The organism is Yoonia sp. TsM2_T14_4, assembly GCF_049602355.1.
Classification (GTDB): Bacteria; Pseudomonadota; Alphaproteobacteria; order Rhodobacterales; family Rhodobacteraceae; genus Yoonia; species Yoonia vestfoldensis_A.
In genome coordinates this window covers 389,872-409,118 of sequence record NZ_CP187137.1, presented here as the reverse complement: position 1 = coordinate 409,118, position 19,247 = coordinate 389,872, and the positions used below count along the sequence as shown (strand labels likewise).

The following is a 19,247-nucleotide window of genomic DNA, read 5'->3' as shown; positions in this document are numbered from 1 at the left end:
TGCTAACATTATCGATAACCGAACTGGAGAAGTTCTGAAATGGCATTTAAACCACTTCACGACCGCGTATTGGTCCGCCGTATCGAAAGCGATACGAAGACCAAGGGCGGTCTGCTGATTCCCGACACCGCCAAGGAAAAGCCCGCAGAGGGTGAAATCGTCAGCGTCGGCGAAGGCGCGCGCAAGGACAGTGGCGAGCTGATCCCGATGGCCGTCAAGGCCGGCGACACGGTGCTGTTTGGCAAATGGTCCGGCACCGAAGTCCGCATCGACGGCGAAGAGCTGTTGATCATGAAGGAAAGCGACATCCTCGGGATCATGTGATCCCGGCGATACCGCCTTTCCCCTTTTCAATAATTCAAGGAGCACATGCAAATGGCTGCTAAAGAAGTAAAATTCGGCACCGACGCGCGTAACCGGATGCTCAAGGGTGTGAACATCCTTGCCGACGCCGTCAAAGTGACGCTTGGCCCCAAAGGCCGTAACGTGGTTATCGACAAATCCTTTGGCGCACCGCGCATCACAAAGGACGGTGTCTCTGTCGCCAAGGAAATCGAACTGGAAGACAAGTTCGAAAACATGGGTGCGCAGATGGTCAAAGAAGTGGCCAACCGCACCAATGACGAAGCCGGCGACGGCACCACGACTGCGACCGTTCTGGCACAGGCGATTGTCCGCGAAGGCATGAAATCTGTCGCCGCTGGCATGAACCCGATGGATCTCAAGCGCGGCATCGATCTGGCGACCTCCAAAGTCGTCGAAGCGATCAAGGCTGCCGCCCGTCCCGTCAACGACAGCGACGAAGTCGCACAGGTCGGCACGATCTCTGCCAATGGCGAATCTGAAATCGGCCGCCAGATTGCGGATGCGATGCAGAAAGTCGGCAACGAAGGCGTGATCACCGTCGAAGAAAACAAGGGTCTGGAAACAGAAACCGTTGTCGTCGAAGGCATGCAGTTCGACCGCGGCTACCTGTCGCCATACTTTGTGACCAACCCAGAGAAAATGACAGTCGAGCTGGAGGATGCGATCATCCTGCTGCACGAAAAGAAACTGTCGTCGCTGCAGCCAATGGTACCCCTGCTGGAATCCGTGATCCAGTCCGGCAAGCCTTTGCTGATCATCTCCGAAGACGTCGAAGGCGAAGCATTGGCGACACTCGTCGTCAACAAGCTGCGCGGCGGTCTGAAGATCGCAGCGGTCAAGGCCCCCGGCTTTGGCGATCGTCGCAAGGCGATGCTGCAGGATATCGCCATTCTGACCGGTGGTCAGGTGATTTCCGAAGATCTGGGCATGAAGCTGGAAAACGTCACCATCGACATGCTGGGGTCTGCCAAGCGGATTTCGATCACCAAGGACGAAACCACTATCGTTGACGGTGCTGGCAACAAAGCGGAAATCGAAGCACGCGTTGCCCAGATCCGTGGCCAGATCGAAGACACATCGTCCGATTACGACCGTGAAAAGCTGCAGGAACGTGTGGCCAAGCTGGCTGGCGGTGTTGCAGTCATCCGCGTCGGCGGGATGTCCGAAGTCGAAGTCAAAGAACGTAAAGACCGCGTTGACGATGCACTGAACGCAACACGCGCTGCTGTGCAAGAAGGCGTTGTTGTTGGTGGTGGTGTTGCGCTGATCCAGGCCGGTAAGGTTCTGGAAGGTCTGAACGGTGCAAACTCTGATCAGGACGTCGGCATCGCGATCATCCGCAAGGCGATCGAGGCACCATTGCGTCAGATCGCGGAAAACTCTGGCGTCGACGGGTCCGTCGTTGCTGGCAAAATCCGCGAAAGCAACGACAAGTCGTTCGGCTTTAACGCGCAGACCGAAGAATATGGCGACATGTTCAAGTTCGGCGTCATCGACCCGGCCAAGGTCGTGCGCACAGCCCTGCAAGACGCGGCATCCGTTGCCGGCCTGCTGATCACCACCGAAGCCATGATTGCCGATAAGCCGTCGAAAGACAGCGGCAATGGCGGCGGCATGGGTGACATGGGCGGCATGGGCGGCATGATGTAAGTCAAATCCGTCAGGATTTGACTGGCAGGTTTCGCCAATCGCAAACAAAGGGCGGTCCCATCGCGGGCCGCCCTTTTGCACATTTAAGGGCCAAAAACCGGGTTATATCGGGAAAAAGCCGCAAAAAGCACCCGATTTTGTCGATATCACAATTCTGCCCAAAATGGCTTGTAACGAAATGTTAGGGTTTATGCCCGCTGCGATTCGTCGCGTTAAGATTGTCTTGTGTTATGAGTGGAAGGCGCGCCATGGGATCCCAAAGTTTTACCTATACGAATAATTTTGATAACCCAGAGTCACCGGCATCAGGCAACCTGACGACGACCATGCAGTCGGGAACCGCCCCGGGGAACACGGGGACCGCCCCTACCTTGAACACGACGATCCTACCAAGCCGTCAGGATGCTGACTCTGATCGGGAATTGGTGCTGTATGACGGCCGCAACGTCGGCGGCTTTGCCGAATTTTTCAGCGAACCGTTTCGTGCAGGTCCAGGAGAACCGGAAAAGCCAGTCATATCAGAATTCTCGATGAACGCGCGGCTGGACCTGATTGACAACGGTGGCGCGACGACAGGCAATGGCAAGATCAATGGTTTCTCGTTCAACTTTGGCGACACCTCGACCCTGCCGGGCGGCACGGGGGGGGCGCTTGAAAACGGTGTATCCGAGGGTTTGTCGATCAGGGTTCTGCCCTCGAGTGACCGGGTCCAGATCGTGTGGAACGGTGTTGTTCTGAGCGAGGCCGTTTCGCAGAACCCCAATGATTTTGCAGCCCGTTTAGAGAATCTCAGAGTTCTGAACATGAGCGTCACAGTCAACGATACGGGCTTTGTCAGGGTGATCTTGAACGAAGAACTCAGTCCGGGGACCCGGTTGGAATTTACAGCCCAGATCCCGCCTGTGGATGGAAAGTCCGGACTGACCTTTGCCGATCAGGCAGACTGGGGCTTTTCGTTTGCGGGACGGACAGCGCAAAATGCGGGTGAAGTCTGGATCGACGACATCAGGCTGAGCGGCACAATGGTGTGCTTTGCAAAAGGCACAATGATCACAACCGCAACCGGCCCCAAAGCGGTCGAAGACCTGCAGCCCGGCGATCTGGTCCTGACCCGCGATCACGGCTTGCAGCCGATCCGCTGGACCGGCTGCTGGCATGCCGATGCGGCCAAGCTGGCGGCAAAACCACAGGCGCAGCCAATCGTGATCCGCCAGAATGCGCTGGGAGCGAATATGCCATCGGCTGATCTGACCGTGTCACCGCAGCACCGCATCATGGTCGCCTCTGCGATCATCGAACGGATGTGCAATGCGCCAGAGGTCTGTGTGGCGGCGAAACATCTTCTGGGCCATCCGGGCGTTGAAACCGCCGCAGCGCCAGATGGCGTGACCTATTACCATTTCCTGTGCGACTCGCATGAAATTGTCTTGGCCAATGGTGCCTGGGCAGAAAGTTTATTGATCGCGCCGGAAATGTATCAAAGCCTGCCCTGGTCCTCTGTCACACGGATTTTCCAGCTGTTTCCCAATCTCAAGGCCCTGCTGGACAACCCGCAACCTGCCCGTCCCAGCATGACCCGCAAACAGGCAGCAAAAATGGTGCAACGCCATGTCCACAATGACAAGCCATTGGTCACAAACGATTTTGCCTGCCCCAAGGGTGTCCGCGCTGCCGGATAAAGGGTCGGACAGGCATCCTGCCCATTGTCGTGTCTTATGGATTGACCTAGTGCAATAGCGGTCAATCCCGCACGGCATATTGGACAGCGATGTGATCAGAATTTTCGTTTTGCTGGCCATGACGATGTCTGCCTTTGCCGCCAATTCGGTGCTGAACCGGCTGGGTGTCGCGCGCTATGGCATGGACCCGATGGATTTTGCAGCGATCCGCGTGGTGGCAGGTGGCTTGATGCTTTGGGTCTTGGTCGGTTTGCGCGGCACCGCGCGCCCGCCGCTGTGGTCTGGCCGCAGGATCGGGGGCGCTGTCTGTCTTGCCGGTTATATGGTCGGGTTTTCATGGGCGTACCTCAGCCTTGATGCGGGCATCGGGGCCTTGATCCTGTTCGGTGTCATTCAGGTCGTGATTTTTGGCTGGTCGGTCGCCGCAGGGCAGGTGATCCCGCCACGGCGCTGGCTGGGGGCAATGGTGGCCTTTGGTGGGCTTTGCGTTCTGCTATGGCCATCGGGGGCGCAGGCCCTGCCTTGGGGTGGTGCCACCGCGATGATCATCGCGGGGATGGCATGGGCGGGCTATACGCTGCTGGGGCGTGGCGAGCCTGATGCGCTGGGGGCCAGTGCTGCGAATTTCGTGCTGTGCCTGCCTTTGGTGCTGTTGGTCCTGCCTTTGTCAGACGCGGGCCAGCTGTCCGTCGCCGGTGTCGCCACCGCCGCCATCGCAGGTGCGGTCACATCGGGGCTTGGCTATGCTTTGTGGTATCACATCCTGCCGCAGATCGCCGCAACCCTTGCCGGTATCGCGCAGCTGAGCGTGCCGGTCCTCACCGTCGCCGCCGGTGCGCTGCTGCTGGCAGAACCTGTGACAGCCCAGCTGATCATGGCGGGGATGCTGGTTCTGGGTGGGATCGCCATCGCGCTGCCCGCGCGACGTTAGGTTCTGGTATGTTCGGGGGTTCCGCATCGGCACAGCGATCCCTACTTATCAGGTCATGAAGACATTTGTCGCCTCTGTCATGATGGCCTTCGTGGCCGCGCCTGTGGTCGCGCAGGACTGCGTTGTCATGTTGCACGGCCTTGCCCGAACCGAAATTTCGATGACCGCGATGGCGTTGGTGCTTGAGGGTGAAGGCTACCGCGTTGTCAATCGCGGCTATCCATCCACCGAAAGCACGATCCCGAACCTTGTCGCCGATTATGTGACCGAGGATGTGGCCGCCTGCGGTGACAGCAGGGTAAACTTCGTGACCCATTCGATGGGTGGCATCCTTGTGCGCGCCTGGCTGACCAATAACCGCCCCGAAAAAATGGGCCGCGTCGTGATGCTGGGGCCGCCGAATGGCGGATCGGAACTGGTGGATATCTTTGGCGATTTCGAGCCGTTCCAATGGGTCAACGGCCCGGCAGGGTTACAGCTTGGCACGCAGGAGGACAGTTTTCCAAACTCGCTGGATTATCTGCCCTTTCAGATCGGTATCATCGCGGGCAACCGTAGCTTGAACCCCGTCTATTCTGCCCTGATCGAAGGGCCAGATGACGGCAAGGTATCGGTCAATTCGACACGTCTTGATGGCATGGCTGACCATATCGTGTTGCCGGTGACGCATACCTTCATGATGAATAATCCGGTGGTGATCACGCAGGTACTGGAATTTTTGCGCAATGGCCGCTTTGACCCGGACCTGACAATGACGGATGTGATCCTCGGGACTGAATAAGGTTTTGCCGCCCCTGCGGGGCGACAAGCCTCCGGCGGGGATATTTAGGCTCGGAAGATGCGGTTGACATGGCCCATCTTGCGGCCGGGTTTTACCTCGGCCTTGCCGTAAAGATGGATCGCCGCATCGGTTTTCGCGTAATCGCCCAACCTGTCCATGTCATTCCCGATCAGGTTTTCCATCATCACATCGGCATGGCGCGACCCGTCGCCCAAAGGCCAGCCCGCCACGGCGCGGATATGCTGTTCGAACTGGCAGATGGTGCAGCCATTCTGGGTCCAATGCCCCGAATTATGCACACGCGGGGCGATTTCATTGACGATCAGGCCCTGTGGCGTGACGAAAAGCTCGACCCCCATGACGCCGACATACTCCAGCGCGTTCAGGATGCGCGCCGCGATCAGTACTGCATCGGTGCGCTGGCTGGCAGTCAGGTTGGCGGGGACCTTGGTCGTGCGCAGGATGCCATCCTGATGCACGTTCTCGCCAGGGTCATAGCAGGCGACCGACCCGTCTTGCCCGCGCGCGCCGATCACCGACACCTCGTGGGTGAAGTTGACAAAACCTTCGAGGATCGCAGGCGCACCCGCCATATCGGCCAAAGCGCGCGGCGCATCTTGGGCCATCTTGATCCGCGACTGCCCCTTGCCGTCATAGCCCATGCGCCGTGTCTTGAGGATCGCGGGCGCGCCGATGCTCGCAAGGGCCACATCGAGTGCCGCCATATCAGGCACATCGGCAAAGGGCGCAGTTTGCAGACCCAACCCTTGCAGAAAGGTCTTTTCGATCAGCCGGTCCTGGCTGGTCGCCAGCGCCTGCCGCCCCGGGTGGATCGGGGCCAGTGTTTCCAGCAGGTCGAGGGCAGAGGTGGGGATGTTCTCGAATTCATAGGTGATCACATCGACCGATTGGCCGAACGCGGTCAGTGCGGCATGGTCTTCATAGCTGGCCGTCGTCACGCGATGCGCCACATCGCCTGCGGGCGGGTTGGCGCTCGGCTCAAAGATATGCACTTTCAATCCCAACCGCGCTGCCGCCACCGCCAGCATCCGCCCTAATTGCCCGCCACCCAGAATTCCGATGGTGGCCCCGATTGGCAAAGCATTATTCATCGACAGGTTCTTCCGGAATAGCGGCAGAAAGGGCGGCGCGCCATGCGTCCAGCCGTGCAGCAAGGGCAGGATCTTGCAAAGCCAAGATACCAACGGCCATCAGCCCCGCATTCGCCGCACCCGCAGCACCAATGGCCATCGTTGCCACCGGAAAACCGCGCGGCATTTGCAAGATGGAATACAGGCTGTCCACACCGCCCAACGCCTTGGTCTCGACCGGCACACCGATCACCGGCACACGGGTTTTTGACGCCATCATGCCCGGCAGATGCGCCGCCCCGCCTGCCCCTGCGATGATGACCTGCAAACCGCGCGTTGCGGCTGTTTTGCCATAATCCCACAACCGGTCTGGTGTCCGATGGGCGGAAACGATGCGTTTTTCATAGACCACGCCAAGCTGGTCGAGCATATCCGCCGCCTCGCGCATGGTGGGCCAATCCGACTGGCTGCCCATGATGATCCCGACCAAAGGGTGCGTCATTGTGCTGATCCCATACCAAAACTTGAAGCGGCACTATAGCCATGCGCGGGGCCACCGCAACGGGCGATCAGGCGATGATATCGGGGAGAATACGGTCTTCCAGCACGACGATCTGGTCCTTGAGCGCGAGTTTTTGCTTTTTCAGCCGCTTGATCGTCAACATGTCGGTCGATGCACGGTCATGCAGCGCGTCTATCGCGGAATCAAGATCGCGGTGCTGGCGCTTGAGCATTTCCAGCTTGACGCGCAAAACGTCGATTTCATCCATCTTGGCAAAGGTGGTCATTGATCCGCATCATCCCGCAGCTGATGCCCCTAGATAACCAAAGTCGGGCCAACATACTAATACTTCCTCTTGATCAGGTCATGATCGGCACCCATATCTCAATCAGGCCGCCGCGCGCGGGGCCATACCGACAGTCGCTTGAACGAAGGGCATGTCTTATGACGAAAATGGCTTTGGGAACCCATCCGTTCCTTTTGGGCTTTGAACAGCTGGAACGGCTGGTCGAACGCACCGCGAAAACCGGCAATGACGGGTATCCGCCCTATAATATCGAACAAACCTGTGCCACATCCTACCGGATCACCCTGGCCGTGGCCGGTTTCGCCGAAAGCGATCTGGCGATCACGGTCGAGGATAATTCACTGGTGATCCGGGGCCGCCAGCGCGACGACAGCGAAGGGCGCATCTATCTGCATCGCGGAATCGCTGCGCGGCAGTTCCAGCGGTCATTCGTGCTGGCCGACGGTGTCGATGTCGGCGAGGCGGTGATGGAAAATGGCCTGCTGCATGTCGATCTGACACGGTCGGTTCCCGACCGCGTGGTCCAGACGATCAAGATCAGGAAAGGCTAGGCCATGAACATGAAATACGATTTGAAAACGCTGGGGCAGGATATCGTCTATGTCAAACCCGTGCTGACAGCCGATCTGCCCGACGAGGTGCGCGCCGAAATCGGCGACCTGCGCGAGGTGTTCGCCGTCCACAACACCAAGGGCGAGCAACTGGCGCTGGTTGCAGACCGCAAGCTGGCGTTTCATCTGGCGCGCGAAAACCACATGCATCCAGTGACGGTGCATTAAGGCGCGCAGACCAGCGCCGCCGCCTGTGACCTGCATCATGATGCAGGCCACGCCACGCTTCAGCCCTTGATCAGCCCAAGGCTTTCGAGCTTGAGCAGCACCTGATGCGCGCAACCGTCAACGCTTTGGTTTTCGGTATCCAGCCGCAGTTCTGGATGGTCAGGCACATCATAGGGGTCGGAAATTCCGGTGAATTCCGCGATCTTGCCGGCGCGCGCGAGCTTGTACAGCCCCTTGCGGTCGCGCCGTTCGCATTCCTCAATGGATGTGGCGACATGGACTTCTATGAAGGCGCCGAATTGTTCGACATCCTCGCGCACAGCGCGACGGGTCGTGGCATAGGGCGCGATCGGTGCGCAAATCGCGATGCCGCCATTCTTGGTGATCTCTGACGCGACATAACCGATGCGCCGGATGTTCAGGTCGCGATGTTCCTTGCTGAACCCCAGTTCCGACGACAGGTTCTTGCGTACGATATCGCCATCCAGCAAGGTCACCGGACGTCCGCCTATTTCCATCAGCTTGACCATCAGCGCATTGGCGATAGTGGATTTGCCCGACCCCGAAAAGCCGGTGAAAAACACGGTGAAACCCTGTTTCGCCCGCGCGGGGCGGCTTTTGCGCAGTTCTGCGACGACCTGCGGAAAAGAAAACCATTCGGGGATTTCCAGCCCTTCGGCCAGACGGCGGCGCAATTCGGTGCCGGAAATATCAAGGATCGTCACCTTGTCCTTGTCTGCAATCTCATCAGCGGGTTCGTATTGGGCGCGGTCCTGCACATAGACCATCTGTTTGAAATCGACCATTTCGATGCCCATTTCGTCCTGATGTTCGCGGAACAGGTCCTGCGCGTCATAGGGGCCATAGAAATCCTGACCGGCGGAATTCTTGCCCGGTCCGGCATGGTCGCGGCCGACGATGAAATGTGTGCAACCGTGGTTCTTGCGGATCAGCCCGTGCCAGACCGCCTCGCGCGGGCCAGCCATGCGCATGGCAAGGTTCAAAAGGCTCATCGTGGTGGTGGCGGATGGATATTGGTCCAGCACCGCCTCGTAACAGCGCACGCGGGTGAAATGGTCGATATCGCCCGGTTTGGTCATCCCGACCACGGGGTGGATCAACAGATTCGCTTGTGCTTCGCGCGCGGCACGGAAGGTCAGTTCCTGATGCGCGCGGTGCAAAGGGTTACGGGTCTGGAATGCCACGACCTTGCGCCAGCCCAGTTTGCGAAACAATGCGCGCAATTCGTTGGGCGTATCACGCCGACCACGGAAATCGTAATGCACCGGCTGCTGGATGCCGGTGATAGGGCCACCCAAGTAAACGCTGCCTGCGGTGTTGTGCAGATAGTTCACCGCAGGATGGGCGCTATCGTCGGCGCCATAGACCTTTTCGGCCTCGTGCGCTTTGTTCGGCACCCATTTGTCGGTGACGGTCATGGTCGCAAGGATCACACCTTCCTGATCGCGCAGCGCGATGTCCTGCCCGATCGTCACCTTGTCGGCAAAGCCTTCGCTGACATCGAGCGTGACCGGCATTGGCCACAGCGCGCCATCAGCAAGGCGCATCGTGTCAACAACACTGGTGTAATCCGCCTCGGACAGAAACCCTTTCAACGGGTTGAACCCGCCGTTCATCAACAATTCCAGATCGCAGATCTGGCGCGGCGTCAGGTCGTGACTGACAAGATCGCCCGCCTCTGCCTTGAGTTTCTGGGCGCTCTCGTAAGAGACATAGAGTTCGGGGATTGGGGCCAAATCTGGTGGCATAATTTTCACTGACATCGCTGGTTACCGTTGCCGTGGCATAGACTCCGCGATGCGCCGTTGTCTAGTAATCCGCGCCGAAAAGACTGCTTTTCCGCCCCGTGCGGCAGGAACGGGACGCTGGAGCGATCTGCCACGCGATGCGCGAACAGATCAGCCCTGTGGTGCCGCAGGCCAGCATGTCTGGCCGGTCATTCCGCCGCTTTGATGTCCTGCATGTCATGCGCGGCGGCCAGAAACCTTTCGGCATCCAGCGCCGCCATGCAACCCATGCCAGAGCTGGTCACCGCCTGCCGGTAAACGTGATCGGTCAGATCGCCGGCGGCGAACACACCGGGGATCGCGGTGCGCGTGGTGCCGGGCTCGACCACGACATAGCCGCCGTTATGCGTCTCAAGCTGCCCCTGGACCAGTTCGGACGCAGGCGCATGGCCGATGGCGATAAACACGCCCTTGGCCGCAATTTCACTGATGGCACCATTGCGCACATCGCGCACGCGGATACCTTCAACACCCAAGGGGCTGTCGGTGCCGAACACTTCTTCGACCTCGTGAAACCAGAGCGTTTCGATCTTTGGGTTGTTCTCCAACCGCTGTTGCAGAATCTTTTCTGCACGCAATTCGTCGCGGCGATGGATCAGCGTCACCTTGGAGGCGAAATTGGTCAGGAACAGCGCCTCTTCCACAGCGGTGTTGCCGCCGCCAACGACGACGATTTCCTGCCCGCGATAGAAAAACCCGTCACAGGTGGCACAGGCGCTGACGCCAAAACCCTTGAACTTGTCCTCGGTCGGCAGGCCCAGCCATTTGGCGCGCGCGCCGGTGGACAGGATCACCGCATCGGCGGTATACACCGTGCCGCTGTCGGATTGCGCGGTAAAGGGGCGGTTTTGCAGATCAAGCGATGTGATGATGTCCTGCACGATCTCGCAGCCCATGGCGCGCGCATGGGCTTCCATCCGCAGCATCAGGTCGGGGCCTTGGACTTCAGTGTCGCCGGGCCAGTTTTCGACTTCGGTCGTGGTGGTCAGCTGCCCGCCTGGTTCCATCCCCTGCACCAGCAAGGGTTCAAGCATGGCGCGCGCCGCATAGACACCCGCGGTGTAACCCGCAGGACCGGAGCCGATGATCAGAACGCGGGTATGACGGGTGGCAGACATGGCAGACCTCTTGCTGGATATTGTTCTGATATAACGCTCCGACCCGCCGGTTGGAAGGGCCAGACAGCGCGTTCTATTATTGCTGAAATGTGAAATATTATTGCGCATCCGTGATGGAAAACGTAGTATTCGGCAAAATTGATGGGGAACCCGATGCCAGGTACGAAACTCGACGAAATTGACCGGATGATTCTGGCGCAATTGCAGGCCGATGGCCGCATGACCAATGTCGAACTGGCCAGCCGCGTCGGCATTTCCGCGCCGCCCTGCCTGCGCCGCGTGCGCACGCTGGAAGAACAAGGGTTCATCACGGGGTATCATGCCGATGTCAACGCGCGCGAACTGGGGTTCGAAGTGCAGGTTTTCGCCATGGTCGGGCTGGTCAGTCAGGCCGAGGCGGATTTGTCCGCATTCGAGCGCAAATGCATCAGCTGGCCCTTGGTGCGCGAATGCCACATGCTCAACGGCGAGGTGGATTTCATCCTCAAATGCGTAGCCCCTGATCTGCGCAGCTTTCAACGGTTTCTGACGGAAGAATTGACCAGCGCCGACAATGTGGCGTCCGTCAAAACATCACTGGTGATCCGTGGCGCCAAGGATGAACCGGGCGTGCCGTTTGACGTGTTAGAAGCGCGGCTGGCCCAGCAGGCCTGACGCATTGCCCCGCTGGGCGCGCGGCTGTCAATTGAGGGATGGGTAAAAGAAAGGCGTCCGGACATCCAGACGCCCTTCTCTTCACGGTGGGTTTCGCCGATGCGCGAACAGGTGACAAAACCCGTGTGAAGCCTTATTCGCCGCCGCCCAGCTGGTGGACATACGCCGTGACAGCACGGATTTCCGCCTCTGACAAACGGGGGCTCCATGGCGGCATAACGCCGAACCGCGCATAGCGGATCGTTTGTTCCAGCGTTTCAGGATCGCCGCCATAAAGCCAGATCGCGTCGGTCAGGTTTGGCGCGCCTTGATTGCGGTCGCCGGTGCCTGCATCGCCGTGACAGGCGGCGCAATTGTCCAGAAACAATGCGCTGCCAGCAGCAGCCAGCGTCGCGTCATAGGTTTGCCCTGAAATCGCCAGCACATGGTTTACGACAGCGTCAATTTCACCGTTAGACAGGATCTCGTCAAAGGCGGTCATCATGGAATAGCGCGCGTCCCAGTCTTCTTCGTTGCGGATGCCGTGACGGACCGTGTAGGCGATGTTTTCGAAATCACCGCCCCACAGCCAATCGTCATCCAACAGGTTGGGATAGCCCACAGCCCCTGCCGCACCGGACCCGTGGCATTGCGAACAATTGTTGCGGAACACCGCAGCACCCGCCGAAGTGGCAAAGCGCATCAATTCAGGGGTCTGGTCCAACGTGTCCAGATCGGCACTGGCCAGTTGCGCCATGATGGCGCTGTTGGCTTGTTCAAAACGGGCGATGTCTTGGGCGACTTCTCCGCGTGTCGAATAGCCTAGCATACCCGATGTCGCAGAACTGATCAGCGGCCAGGCGGGGAAGGCGATGGTATAGCCCACCCCCCAGACGATGGTGATATAGAACGTCCACAGCCACCAGCGCGGGAGTGGGTTGTTCAATTCCTTGATCCCGTCCCAGCTATGGCCAGTGGTATCCGTGCCGGTGACGTCGTCGATGTCCTTGTGGTCATGGCTGCTCATGATTGCAGCTCCTTTGTGTCGCGGGCCACGCCATCGGCATCTTTGCGCGGGGCGGGCCGGTCCTCGTTACGGAAGGGGATGTTGGCGGTATCGGCATATTGCGTGCGACTACCTGGCCGCAGCACCCAGAGAATCACGCCGATAAAAAACGTGCCCATCCAGACCAGCAGCCAGTTGTCGGCGATTTGCTGCAAAAGTGTTGGCGTTTCCATGCGCTGTCTCCTTACCGGCTGGCGTCAGGGGTGAAGGTCGAAAAATCGACCGTCGTGCCCAGCATTTGCAGATAGGCGATCAGCGCATCCATTTCCGACACGCCGGGGCGGCCGTCGAAATTGCGGATTTGCGCGCCCGGATAACGTGCCAGCAGATCGTCATAGGCATCGGTTTCAGGGTCCGCTTGTGCCAGCACATCGGTGGCCGCGACCGCGATCATGCCCTCGGTATAGGGCACGCCGACGATCCGGTGCGTGCGCACCAGATCAGCGGTGTAGTCCGCGTTGACGTAAGTATCGAGCAGATAGGCATAGCCCGGCATGATCGATTCCGGCACCACGCTGCGCGGCGCGATCAGGTGGTCCAGATGCCAGGCGTCCGAATATTTGCCACCCACGCGGGCCAGATCGGGGCCAGTGCGTTTGGACCCCCATTGGAAGGGATGGTCATACATCGATTCCGCCGCCAGCGAATAATGGCCGTAACGTTCGACCTCGTCGCGCATCGGGCGGATCATCTGGCTGTGGCACAGATAACAGCCCTCACGGATGTAGACATCGCGCCCCGCCAGTTCGAGCGGCGAATAGGGCCGCACCCCTTCGACTTTTTCGATGGTGTTTTCCAGATAGAAGAGCGGCACGATTTCCACCAGACCGCCGATGGCCACAACGACCAGCGACGAGACCAGCAGCAATGTGGGCGAACGTTCAAGGATCGCATGTTTGGCAAGGAAACCTTTGTTCGGTGTTGTTGGTGTTTCAGACATTGCTCTGCCCCTTTATTCTGCTGGCACGCCGAGCGCGGCAGTGACTTTGACGCCACCCCGGATCGTCATGTAGATGTTCCAAGCCATGATGATCCCACCTGCGAGGTACAGAACCCCGCCCAGACCGCGCACGATATACATCGGCAACTTGGCGGAAACGGTGTCGGCAAAGCTGTTCACAAGGAACCCGTTGGCATCGACTTCGCGCCACATCAGGCCTTCCATGATGCCGGTGACCCACATGGACGCGGCGTAAAGGATGATGCCAATCGTGGCCAACCAGAAATGCCAGTTGATTGCCGACATCGAATACATCTGCGCGCGCCCCCAAAGTTTCGGTGTCAGGAAATACAGCGCGGCAAAGGTGATCATGCCGTTCCAGCCAAGCGCGCCAGAATGCACATGCCCGATGGTCCAGTCGGTGTAATGCGACAGGCTGTTGACCGCACGGATCGACATCATCGGTCCCTCAAACGTGGACATGCCGTAGAAAGCCAATGAGATGACCATCATCCGGATGATCGGATCGGTGCGCAGCTTGTCCCACGCCCCTTGCAGGGTCATCAGACCGTTGATCATACCACCCCAGCTGGGCATCCACAGGATGATCGAAAACACCATCCCAAGCGTTGATGCCCAATCCGGCAGCGCGGTGTAATGCAAATGGTGCGGACCCGCCCAGATATACAGAAAGATCAGCGCCCAAAAGTGGATGATCGACAGCTTGTAGCTGAACACCGGACGGCCCGCCTGTTTGGGGACGAAATAATACATCATCCCCAGAAAACCGGCGGTCAGGAAAAAGCCCACCGCGTTATGGCCGTACCACCACTGCACCATGGCATCCTGCACACCCGAAAAGATCTGCACGGACTTGCTGCCCCAGATGCTGACGGGGATGCTCAGGTTGTTGACGACATGCAGCATCGCCACAGTGACGATAAAGGCCAGCAGGAACCAGTTGGCGACATAGATATGCCGTTCCTGCCGCTTGAACAAAGTGCCAAGGAAAACAGCAAGAAACGCGATCCAGACCACTGTCAGCCACATGTCGGTATACCATTCAGGCTCGGCATATTCCTTGGACTGCGTCGCCCCCAGCAGATAGCCGGTCGCTGCCAGAACGATGAACAGGTTATACCCCCAGAACACGAACCACGCGAGGTTGCCGCCCCAAAGCCGCGCGCCGCAGGTCCGTTGCACGATATAGAATGACGACATGATCAGCGCATTGCCCCCGAAAGCGAAAATCACTGCAGAGGTGTGCAGCGGGCGCAAGCGTCCGAAATTGCCATAGGGCTGCAGCATTTCAAAGTTCAGCTGCGGAAAAGCCAGCTGGAACGCGATGATCACGCCGACCAGAAAGCCGATAACACCCCACAGCGTCGTCGCCACCACACCGGCACGGACCACATCGTCCATATAGCCGGTCGGCGTGGCCATGGCCGGTTGTTCCATCTGGCGCAAAACGCGGATGAACATGAATCCGGACACGCCCAGAATGATGATGGCATGCACGATATAGGCCGCGTCACGCCCCCAATTCGCCGCCATGGCCGCAAAAAGGGCGATGATCCCCAATGCCGCAAGCTTGAAATAATTCCCCATGGAATTCCCCTTGTCCATCGCACCACAACACGGCCCGATCTTTTGTCGATGATGGGGTTATGCGGGTGTCCGCCGATGCGGTCGTTGATGTGGATCAACCCGTCGTTTGACATGGATCAATGCATCACACCGCGCCACGCGGCATGGATCGGGGAAGGGCCGGTTTGCGCGAACGATCGCTCCCTGACAAGGCTTATGACGGGGAAGGGCCAGACCGATGGCATATAAGATCATTTCGACTGTCTTGACGGATAGCGATGCATCGACCGAAGGGCTTGATGCCGCAATCACGCTGGCCGCGCGGATGGATGCACATCTTGAAATTTTCGTGGTCACCATCTGCCACAGCGAGACGCATAATTACTTCATGGGCGCCGAGGCGATGACGATCGAACGTCAGACCCGCGATGCCATGGCCGAACGCGAAAAGCTCGACGCTTGGGTGAACGACCGGATGCAGGGCGAACCCGTCCGTTGGGCGCTGCAATCGGCCACCGTGCAGGGGCCTGCGCTGACGCCTTATCTGGCACGCAAGCTGCGGTTTTCCGATCTAGTGGTGCTGCCCCGCCCCTATCAAGACAACCCCGATGCCGAAGCCTTGGTCGAGGCGTGCCTGTTCGCCGCCGAACGCCCCGTGCTGATGATCCCCAAAGGCTGCAAGGCGCCAGCGGCGGGCGGCCACATCGTGATGGGCTGGAACGACGCAGCCGAGGCGCTGGCCGCCGCGCGCGCCGCCCTGCCCTTGCTGCAACAGGCCGATGTCGCCGATATCTGTATCATCGACCCGCCGATGCATGGTGCCGACAGGTCCGACCCAGGTGGTGCGATGGCGCAATACCTGATGCGCCACGGCACAAGGTCCGAGGTCGCGGTGCTGGCCAAGACCGAACCGCATGTGGGTGAAATCCTGCTGCGCCGCGCGCGCGAGGTCGGCGCTCATCTGATCATCAGCGGTGCCTATGGCCATTCGCGCCTGCGCGAAGCGGTTTTCGGCGGCGCCACCCGCAGCCTGCTGGAACGGGCCGACCGCCCCATCCTGATGTCCCGCTAGGGCGAGGTTCAGCCGCGCGCCCCGCAGTTCAGGACAAGCTCGGACAGACCCCCGACCGACGCGTCAGGAATAGACATCCTCGCCGGTTTCAGCCTTGAGCACGTCAATGTCAGGCACCTTGATATCGCGGCGGTCGTCAAAGGCGATGATGCCGTCTTTCTTGAGCGCGGTCATCTGGCGGCTGACGGTTTCAATCGTCAGGCCGAGGTAATTTGCCATCGTCTCGCGGGTGATCGGCAGGATGAACGATATCTTCTCGGGCGCGCCGGGCGTCAGCTTCACCATCCGCGTGGCGATCATGTAAAGCAGCGACGCGATCTTTTCACGCGCGGTCTTGCGGCCCAGGACCAGCATCCATTCGCGCGCCGCATCCAATTCGTCCAGCGTCATTTCCAGCAGGCGTTGGCCAACATGCGGGGTTTGTTCAATCAGTTTCTCAAACGGCTTGCGCCGGAAACAGCACAGCATCAGGTCGGTTTCGGCGACGATATCGGTGTCGATGGTTTCGCGGTTCGGGCGTCCCATGAAATCGGCGGGCAACAGCAGACCGACCATCTGGACCCGCCCGTCCGGCAGGGTGCGCGTCAGGCTGGCGACACCCGACACGATTGATCCGACGAATTCCAGCAGATCGCCCGCGAAAAACACGGTCTGCCCCGCCGCAAAGGACCGGTAATATTTAATCTGCTCCAAGATTTCGATTTCATCGGGTTCACATTTGGAACAGACCGCGTTGTAACGGATCGGACAATCCGTACATGATTTCATGTTCGGGACAGAGAATGTCATTGATTTCGTTCCTGGCCGGTCTGGCTGCGGCGATGATGCAGGAAAATGCCAACTTTATCTATCGGAAACTGAAAAAGCTGCGCCCGCGCTTATGGCACGCGGCGCGGCGCAGGCTATGCGCGCGGTTTGTCCCACCGCCGCAGCATCCAGTACCACTGATCTGGACGCGCGCGAATCCGTGCCGACAGGCTGTCATTGAAGGCCTGGGTCATCGTCACCGGATCACTATGCGGGATCGGTGCCTCGAAGATCACGTCGAAACTTTCGCCATCCGCGCGGCGCAATCCGTAGGCCGGTACCATCGGCAGATCGTATTTCAGCGCCAGTTCCGCCGCCGCAAGCGAGGTCAGCGCCGGATGGCCCAGAAACGGCAGCGCCGCGCCGTCGCCTTGTTTTTCGTCCAGCAGGATCGCCATGAAGCCGCCGGTCCGCAGGTGCCGGATCAGGGCTTTCGTGCCCGTCCGCCCGGTTTCAAGGATCGGCATACCCCCCGCTTCGATGCCAGCGCGCAGGCGGCGCTGGTAATGCGGGTTGGGCTGGCGGCGATAGATCGCGCCGGTTTCCATGCCGCGCGCCTTCAGCACGGCGCGCACGGCCTCCCATTGTCCGAAATGGCCCGAGACGATCAGCGCGCCCTTGCCCGCATCCCGCGCAGCAACCAACGCCTCAAGGCCCGGCCCTTCGGCGTGAAACTTGTCCCGACGCGACTGGAATTCGGCACAATGATAAATTTCGAACAGGGTCTGGCCCATGGCGCGGCCCATTGCCTGCCCCAGCTTTGCCCGCGCCTTGCGATCCATATCGGGAAAGACGCGCAGAACCTGACGGTCAAACCGCCAGCGGGCGGGCGGAAACCAGCGCATCACGAAACCGATGGCCGAACCCAGCGCGCGGGACCGTTTGTCAAACCGCCGTGCGCGCGACCACGTCAGCACGGACAGCAACGGCACATAGCGAAACTGGTTCCAGGCATATTTAAGAGGGCGGCGCATCATGCTTGTCGTTTGACCGCTCCGCGCGTCATTGCCAAGTGGCAAACTGCGACAGGCCCAGCATAGCGCGCCATTTCGGCGCGAACCAATGCCGTGACGGCGTTACGCAAAGCGCGGCAAGTTATAGGGTGTGATGATCTGCAAATCGCTGGACGCGCTTGCTGTCTGATTGGCGGTCTTGTTGCCGCCAACAGCGGCTGCGAACAAGGTCGCCATGTCGCGTCCCAGGTCGTGGTGCAAAACGAAACCAATCGCGCCACGGCGCAACAATTGCGTATTTTCACGATCAAGATCATGCGCAACAAAGACCCGGGGCTGTTGGCCGTGCGCCGCCACGGTCCGCAGGATAGCCGCATTGCCGCCACCCATGGAATAGACGCCATCAATGCGGACGCGGCTGGTCAGGATCTTGTCCAGCTGCGCGCTGGTCGATGCCGTCATGCCTGCCCCGCCGGACGCATCAATGATCTGCACTGCGGGTTTTAGCGCCGTGATCAGCTCACGAAACGCGGTAAAGCGGTCCGTTTCTCCGCGAAAGGCATCCTGACTGCGCGATGTCAGGATCGTGGCCCTGTCATCGGGCAGGCTTTGCGCCAGCAGATGGGCGGCGGTGCGCCCGGCCTCTGCATTGTCCAGCCCGAAATAGCCGTGCCGCGCGCTGCCGGGCAGGTCGGTGACCAGCGTAAAGACCGGAATCCGCGCGCTGGCCAGGTCTGCGATAGCCGCGCGCAGCAGTGGCGTGTCGCGCGCCTTCAGGCAGATACCGTTGCTGCCCCGCTTTGCAATGCGCGCAAGAGCGGCCAAGATCTCGGCCTCGGTCATGGTCTCTTGCAGCTGGAACCGCAGCCGCACGGCGACCCCCGGCATGGCGCTGGCGGCGGATTGCGCGGCGATCCGGATTTCACGACAAAACCGCAGCGGCGCTTCGGCGATCACATCCAGAATGACGCTGCGGCCCCGCGTGGCAAGCTGCGCTTCTTGCGCCTTTAATTCGCGCAAGGCGGCGGCAACGCGGTTACGGGTCTGCGGGCTGACATTGGCGCGGTTGTTCAGCACGCGGTCAATTGTCGCCGGTCCCAGCCCCGCCTGCCTGGCGATTTCCTTGATCGGGAAACGATGTGTCATTGATGTGTTTGTGATGTGTTTTTCGCATCGG

21 protein-coding genes are annotated in these 19,247 nt (G+C 59.6%); 9 read left to right on the top strand and 12 right to left on the bottom strand.

Features of this window, described 5'->3' with window-relative positions:
- Nucleotides 1–39 precede the first annotated feature (39 nt).
- The 5 genes from ACPF9B_RS01895 to ACPF9B_RS01875 all read left to right on the top strand — a co-directional run bounded on the left by ACPF9B_RS01895 (nt 40) and on the right by ACPF9B_RS01875 (nt 5,407).
- Entirely contained in the window at nt 40–324 is a 285-nt protein-coding gene (locus ACPF9B_RS01895; RefSeq protein ID WP_007205684.1) for a co-chaperone GroES, read from the top strand.
- A gap of 51 nt (nt 325–375) precedes the next feature.
- On the top strand, nt 376–2,016 hold the full coding sequence (groL, locus tag ACPF9B_RS01890; protein WP_424178847.1) for a chaperonin GroEL: 1,641 nt from the start codon (nt 376–378) through the stop codon (nt 2,014–2,016).
- 425 nt (nt 2,017–2,441) lie between these two features.
- The gene (locus ACPF9B_RS01885; protein ID WP_424178845.1) at nt 2,442–3,695 is read left to right on the top strand and encodes a Hint domain-containing protein; all 1,254 of its coding nucleotides are present in this window, start codon (nt 2,442–2,444) and stop codon (nt 3,693–3,695) included.
- 94 nt (nt 3,696–3,789) lie between these two features.
- Nucleotides 3,790–4,626 carry a DMT family transporter gene (locus ACPF9B_RS01880; RefSeq protein WP_424180317.1) on the top strand — a complete coding sequence of 279 codons (837 nt, stop codon included), beginning with the start codon at nt 3,790–3,792 and terminating at the stop codon, nt 4,624–4,626.
- A 55-nt stretch (nt 4,627–4,681) separates the two neighbouring features.
- On the top strand, nt 4,682–5,407 hold the full coding sequence (locus tag ACPF9B_RS01875; RefSeq protein ID WP_007205688.1) for an alpha/beta fold hydrolase: 726 nt from the start codon (nt 4,682–4,684) through the stop codon (nt 5,405–5,407).
- Between the two features lie 44 nt (nt 5,408–5,451).
- On the opposite strand, the gene ACPF9B_RS01870 is transcribed toward ACPF9B_RS01875, so the two are convergent.
- From ACPF9B_RS01870 to ACPF9B_RS01860, 3 genes are all read right to left on the bottom strand, one after another.
- Nucleotides 5,452–6,519 (bottom strand): 5-(carboxyamino)imidazole ribonucleotide synthase, encoded by a 1,068-nt coding sequence (locus ACPF9B_RS01870; RefSeq protein WP_424178843.1) that lies wholly within the window; start codon nt 6,517–6,519, stop codon nt 5,452–5,454.
- Complete coding sequence (gene purE / locus ACPF9B_RS01865) at nt 6,512–7,000, bottom strand: 5-(carboxyamino)imidazole ribonucleotide mutase (protein WP_424178841.1); 489 nt, start codon at nt 6,998–7,000, stop codon at nt 6,512–6,514. Before purE ends, ACPF9B_RS01870 begins: the two co-directional genes overlap by 8 nt.
- 67 nt (nt 7,001–7,067) lie before the next feature.
- Complete coding sequence (locus ACPF9B_RS01860) at nt 7,068–7,286, bottom strand: YdcH family protein (RefSeq protein WP_007205691.1); 219 nt, start codon at nt 7,284–7,286, stop codon at nt 7,068–7,070.
- 158 nt (nt 7,287–7,444) lie between these two features.
- On the opposite strand from ACPF9B_RS01860, the gene ACPF9B_RS01855 reads away from it, so the two are divergent.
- The gene (locus tag ACPF9B_RS01855; protein WP_007205692.1) at nt 7,445–7,858 is read left to right on the top strand and encodes an Hsp20 family protein; all 414 of its coding nucleotides are present in this window, start codon (nt 7,445–7,447) and stop codon (nt 7,856–7,858) included.
- 3 nt (nt 7,859–7,861) lie between these two features.
- A complete protein-coding gene (locus ACPF9B_RS01850; protein WP_007205693.1) occupies nt 7,862–8,086 on the top strand; it encodes a DUF1150 family protein in 225 nt (74 codons plus the stop codon).
- A 59-nt stretch (nt 8,087–8,145) separates the two neighbouring features.
- Here ACPF9B_RS01850 and ACPF9B_RS01845 read toward each other — a convergent pair whose 3' ends face one another.
- Together ACPF9B_RS01845 and trxB are read right to left on the bottom strand one after the other, a co-directional pair.
- Nucleotides 8,146–9,870: a bifunctional sulfate adenylyltransferase/adenylylsulfate kinase gene (locus ACPF9B_RS01845; RefSeq protein ID WP_424178838.1), complete on the bottom strand. Its 1,725-nt coding sequence runs from the start codon at nt 9,868–9,870 to the stop codon at nt 8,146–8,148.
- 173 nt (nt 9,871–10,043) lie between these two features.
- A complete protein-coding gene (trxB, locus tag ACPF9B_RS01840) occupies nt 10,044–11,012 on the bottom strand; it encodes a thioredoxin-disulfide reductase (protein WP_040482871.1) in 969 nt (322 codons plus the stop codon).
- A gap of 153 nt (nt 11,013–11,165) precedes the next feature.
- Between trxB and ACPF9B_RS01835 the strand changes: the two genes are divergently transcribed.
- On the top strand, nt 11,166–11,666 hold the full coding sequence (locus ACPF9B_RS01835; RefSeq protein ID WP_040483226.1) for an Lrp/AsnC family transcriptional regulator: 501 nt from the start codon (nt 11,166–11,168) through the stop codon (nt 11,664–11,666).
- 133 nt (nt 11,667–11,799) lie between these two features.
- Here the strand turns inward: ACPF9B_RS01835 and ccoP are convergent, their stop codons facing one another.
- Genes ccoP through ccoN form a run of 4 tightly spaced genes read right to left on the bottom strand, consistent with a single transcriptional unit; the run spans nt 11,800 to nt 15,259 of the window.
- On the bottom strand, nt 11,800–12,672 hold the full coding sequence (ccoP, locus tag ACPF9B_RS01830) for a cytochrome-c oxidase, cbb3-type subunit III (RefSeq protein ID WP_424178835.1): 873 nt from the start codon (nt 12,670–12,672) through the stop codon (nt 11,800–11,802).
- Nucleotides 12,669–12,884 carry a cbb3-type cytochrome oxidase subunit 3 gene (locus ACPF9B_RS01825; protein ID WP_007205698.1) on the bottom strand — a complete coding sequence of 72 codons (216 nt, stop codon included), beginning with the start codon at nt 12,882–12,884 and terminating at the stop codon, nt 12,669–12,671. Before ACPF9B_RS01825 ends, ccoP begins: the two co-directional genes overlap by 4 nt.
- 11 nt (nt 12,885–12,895) lie before the next feature.
- Nucleotides 12,896–13,651 carry a cytochrome-c oxidase, cbb3-type subunit II gene (gene ccoO, locus ACPF9B_RS01820; protein ID WP_424178832.1) on the bottom strand — a complete coding sequence of 252 codons (756 nt, stop codon included), beginning with the start codon at nt 13,649–13,651 and terminating at the stop codon, nt 12,896–12,898.
- A gap of 12 nt (nt 13,652–13,663) precedes the next feature.
- Nucleotides 13,664–15,259 carry a cytochrome-c oxidase, cbb3-type subunit I gene (gene ccoN / locus ACPF9B_RS01815; protein ID WP_040482872.1) on the bottom strand — a complete coding sequence of 532 codons (1,596 nt, stop codon included), beginning with the start codon at nt 15,257–15,259 and terminating at the stop codon, nt 13,664–13,666.
- Between the two features lie 217 nt (nt 15,260–15,476).
- Here ccoN and ACPF9B_RS01810 point away from each other — a divergent pair, with 217 nt between their 5' ends.
- On the top strand, nt 15,477–16,310 hold the full coding sequence (locus tag ACPF9B_RS01810; RefSeq protein WP_007205702.1) for a universal stress protein: 834 nt from the start codon (nt 15,477–15,479) through the stop codon (nt 16,308–16,310).
- Nucleotides 16,311–16,373: 63 nt separating this feature from the next.
- Here the strand turns inward: ACPF9B_RS01810 and fnrL are convergent, their stop codons facing one another.
- The 3 genes from fnrL to ACPF9B_RS01795 form a co-directional block, all read right to left on the bottom strand.
- Nucleotides 16,374–17,099 (bottom strand): transcriptional regulator FnrL, encoded by a 726-nt coding sequence (gene fnrL, locus ACPF9B_RS01805; RefSeq protein WP_007205703.1) that lies wholly within the window; start codon nt 17,097–17,099, stop codon nt 16,374–16,376.
- A gap of 113 nt (nt 17,100–17,212) precedes the next feature.
- On the bottom strand, nt 17,213–18,094 hold the full coding sequence (locus ACPF9B_RS01800; protein ID WP_424178829.1) for a lysophospholipid acyltransferase family protein: 882 nt from the start codon (nt 18,092–18,094) through the stop codon (nt 17,213–17,215).
- A gap of 99 nt (nt 18,095–18,193) precedes the next feature.
- Entirely contained in the window at nt 18,194–19,216 is a 1,023-nt protein-coding gene (locus tag ACPF9B_RS01795) for a LacI family DNA-binding transcriptional regulator (protein WP_424178827.1), read from the bottom strand.
- Nucleotides 19,217–19,247 lie beyond the last annotated feature (31 nt).

Coding starts and splice junctions, on each gene's coding strand:
- ACPF9B_RS01895 (WP_007205684.1), top strand. CDS start 40: ATGGCATTTAAACCACTTCACGACCGCGTATTGGTCCGCCGTATCGAA.
- groL (WP_424178847.1), top strand. CDS start 376: ATGGCTGCTAAAGAAGTAAAATTCGGCACCGACGCGCGTAACCGGATG.
- ACPF9B_RS01875 (WP_007205688.1), top strand. CDS start 4,682: ATGAAGACATTTGTCGCCTCTGTCATGATGGCCTTCGTGGCCGCGCCT.
- ACPF9B_RS01870 (WP_424178843.1), bottom strand. CDS start 6,519: ATGAATAATGCTTTGCCAATCGGGGCCACCATCGGAATTCTGGGTGGC.
- purE (WP_424178841.1), bottom strand. CDS start 7,000: ATGACGCACCCTTTGGTCGGGATCATCATGGGCAGCCAGTCGGATTGG.
- ACPF9B_RS01860 (WP_007205691.1), bottom strand. CDS start 7,286: ATGACCACCTTTGCCAAGATGGATGAAATCGACGTTTTGCGCGTCAAG.
- ACPF9B_RS01855 (WP_007205692.1), top strand. CDS start 7,445: ATGACGAAAATGGCTTTGGGAACCCATCCGTTCCTTTTGGGCTTTGAA.
- ACPF9B_RS01850 (WP_007205693.1), top strand. CDS start 7,862: ATGAACATGAAATACGATTTGAAAACGCTGGGGCAGGATATCGTCTAT.
- ACPF9B_RS01845 (WP_424178838.1), bottom strand. CDS start 9,870: ATGTCAGTGAAAATTATGCCACCAGATTTGGCCCCAATCCCCGAACTC.
- trxB (WP_040482871.1), bottom strand. CDS start 11,012: ATGTCTGCCACCCGTCATACCCGCGTTCTGATCATCGGCTCCGGTCCT.
- ACPF9B_RS01835 (WP_040483226.1), top strand. CDS start 11,166: ATGCCAGGTACGAAACTCGACGAAATTGACCGGATGATTCTGGCGCAA.
- ccoP (WP_424178835.1), bottom strand. CDS start 12,672: ATGAGCAGCCATGACCACAAGGACATCGACGACGTCACCGGCACGGAT.
- ACPF9B_RS01825 (WP_007205698.1), bottom strand. CDS start 12,884: ATGGAAACGCCAACACTTTTGCAGCAAATCGCCGACAACTGGCTGCTG.
- ccoO (WP_424178832.1), bottom strand. CDS start 13,651: ATGTCTGAAACACCAACAACACCGAACAAAGGTTTCCTTGCCAAACAT.
- ccoN (WP_040482872.1), bottom strand. CDS start 15,259: ATGGGGAATTATTTCAAGCTTGCGGCATTGGGGATCATCGCCCTTTTT.
- ACPF9B_RS01810 (WP_007205702.1), top strand. CDS start 15,477: ATGGCATATAAGATCATTTCGACTGTCTTGACGGATAGCGATGCATCG.
- fnrL (WP_007205703.1), bottom strand. CDS start 17,099: ATGACATTCTCTGTCCCGAACATGAAATCATGTACGGATTGTCCGATC.
- ACPF9B_RS01800 (WP_424178829.1), bottom strand. CDS start 18,094: ATGATGCGCCGCCCTCTTAAATATGCCTGGAACCAGTTTCGCTATGTG.
- ACPF9B_RS01795 (WP_424178827.1), bottom strand. CDS start 19,216: ATGACACATCGTTTCCCGATCAAGGAAATCGCCAGGCAGGCGGGGCTG.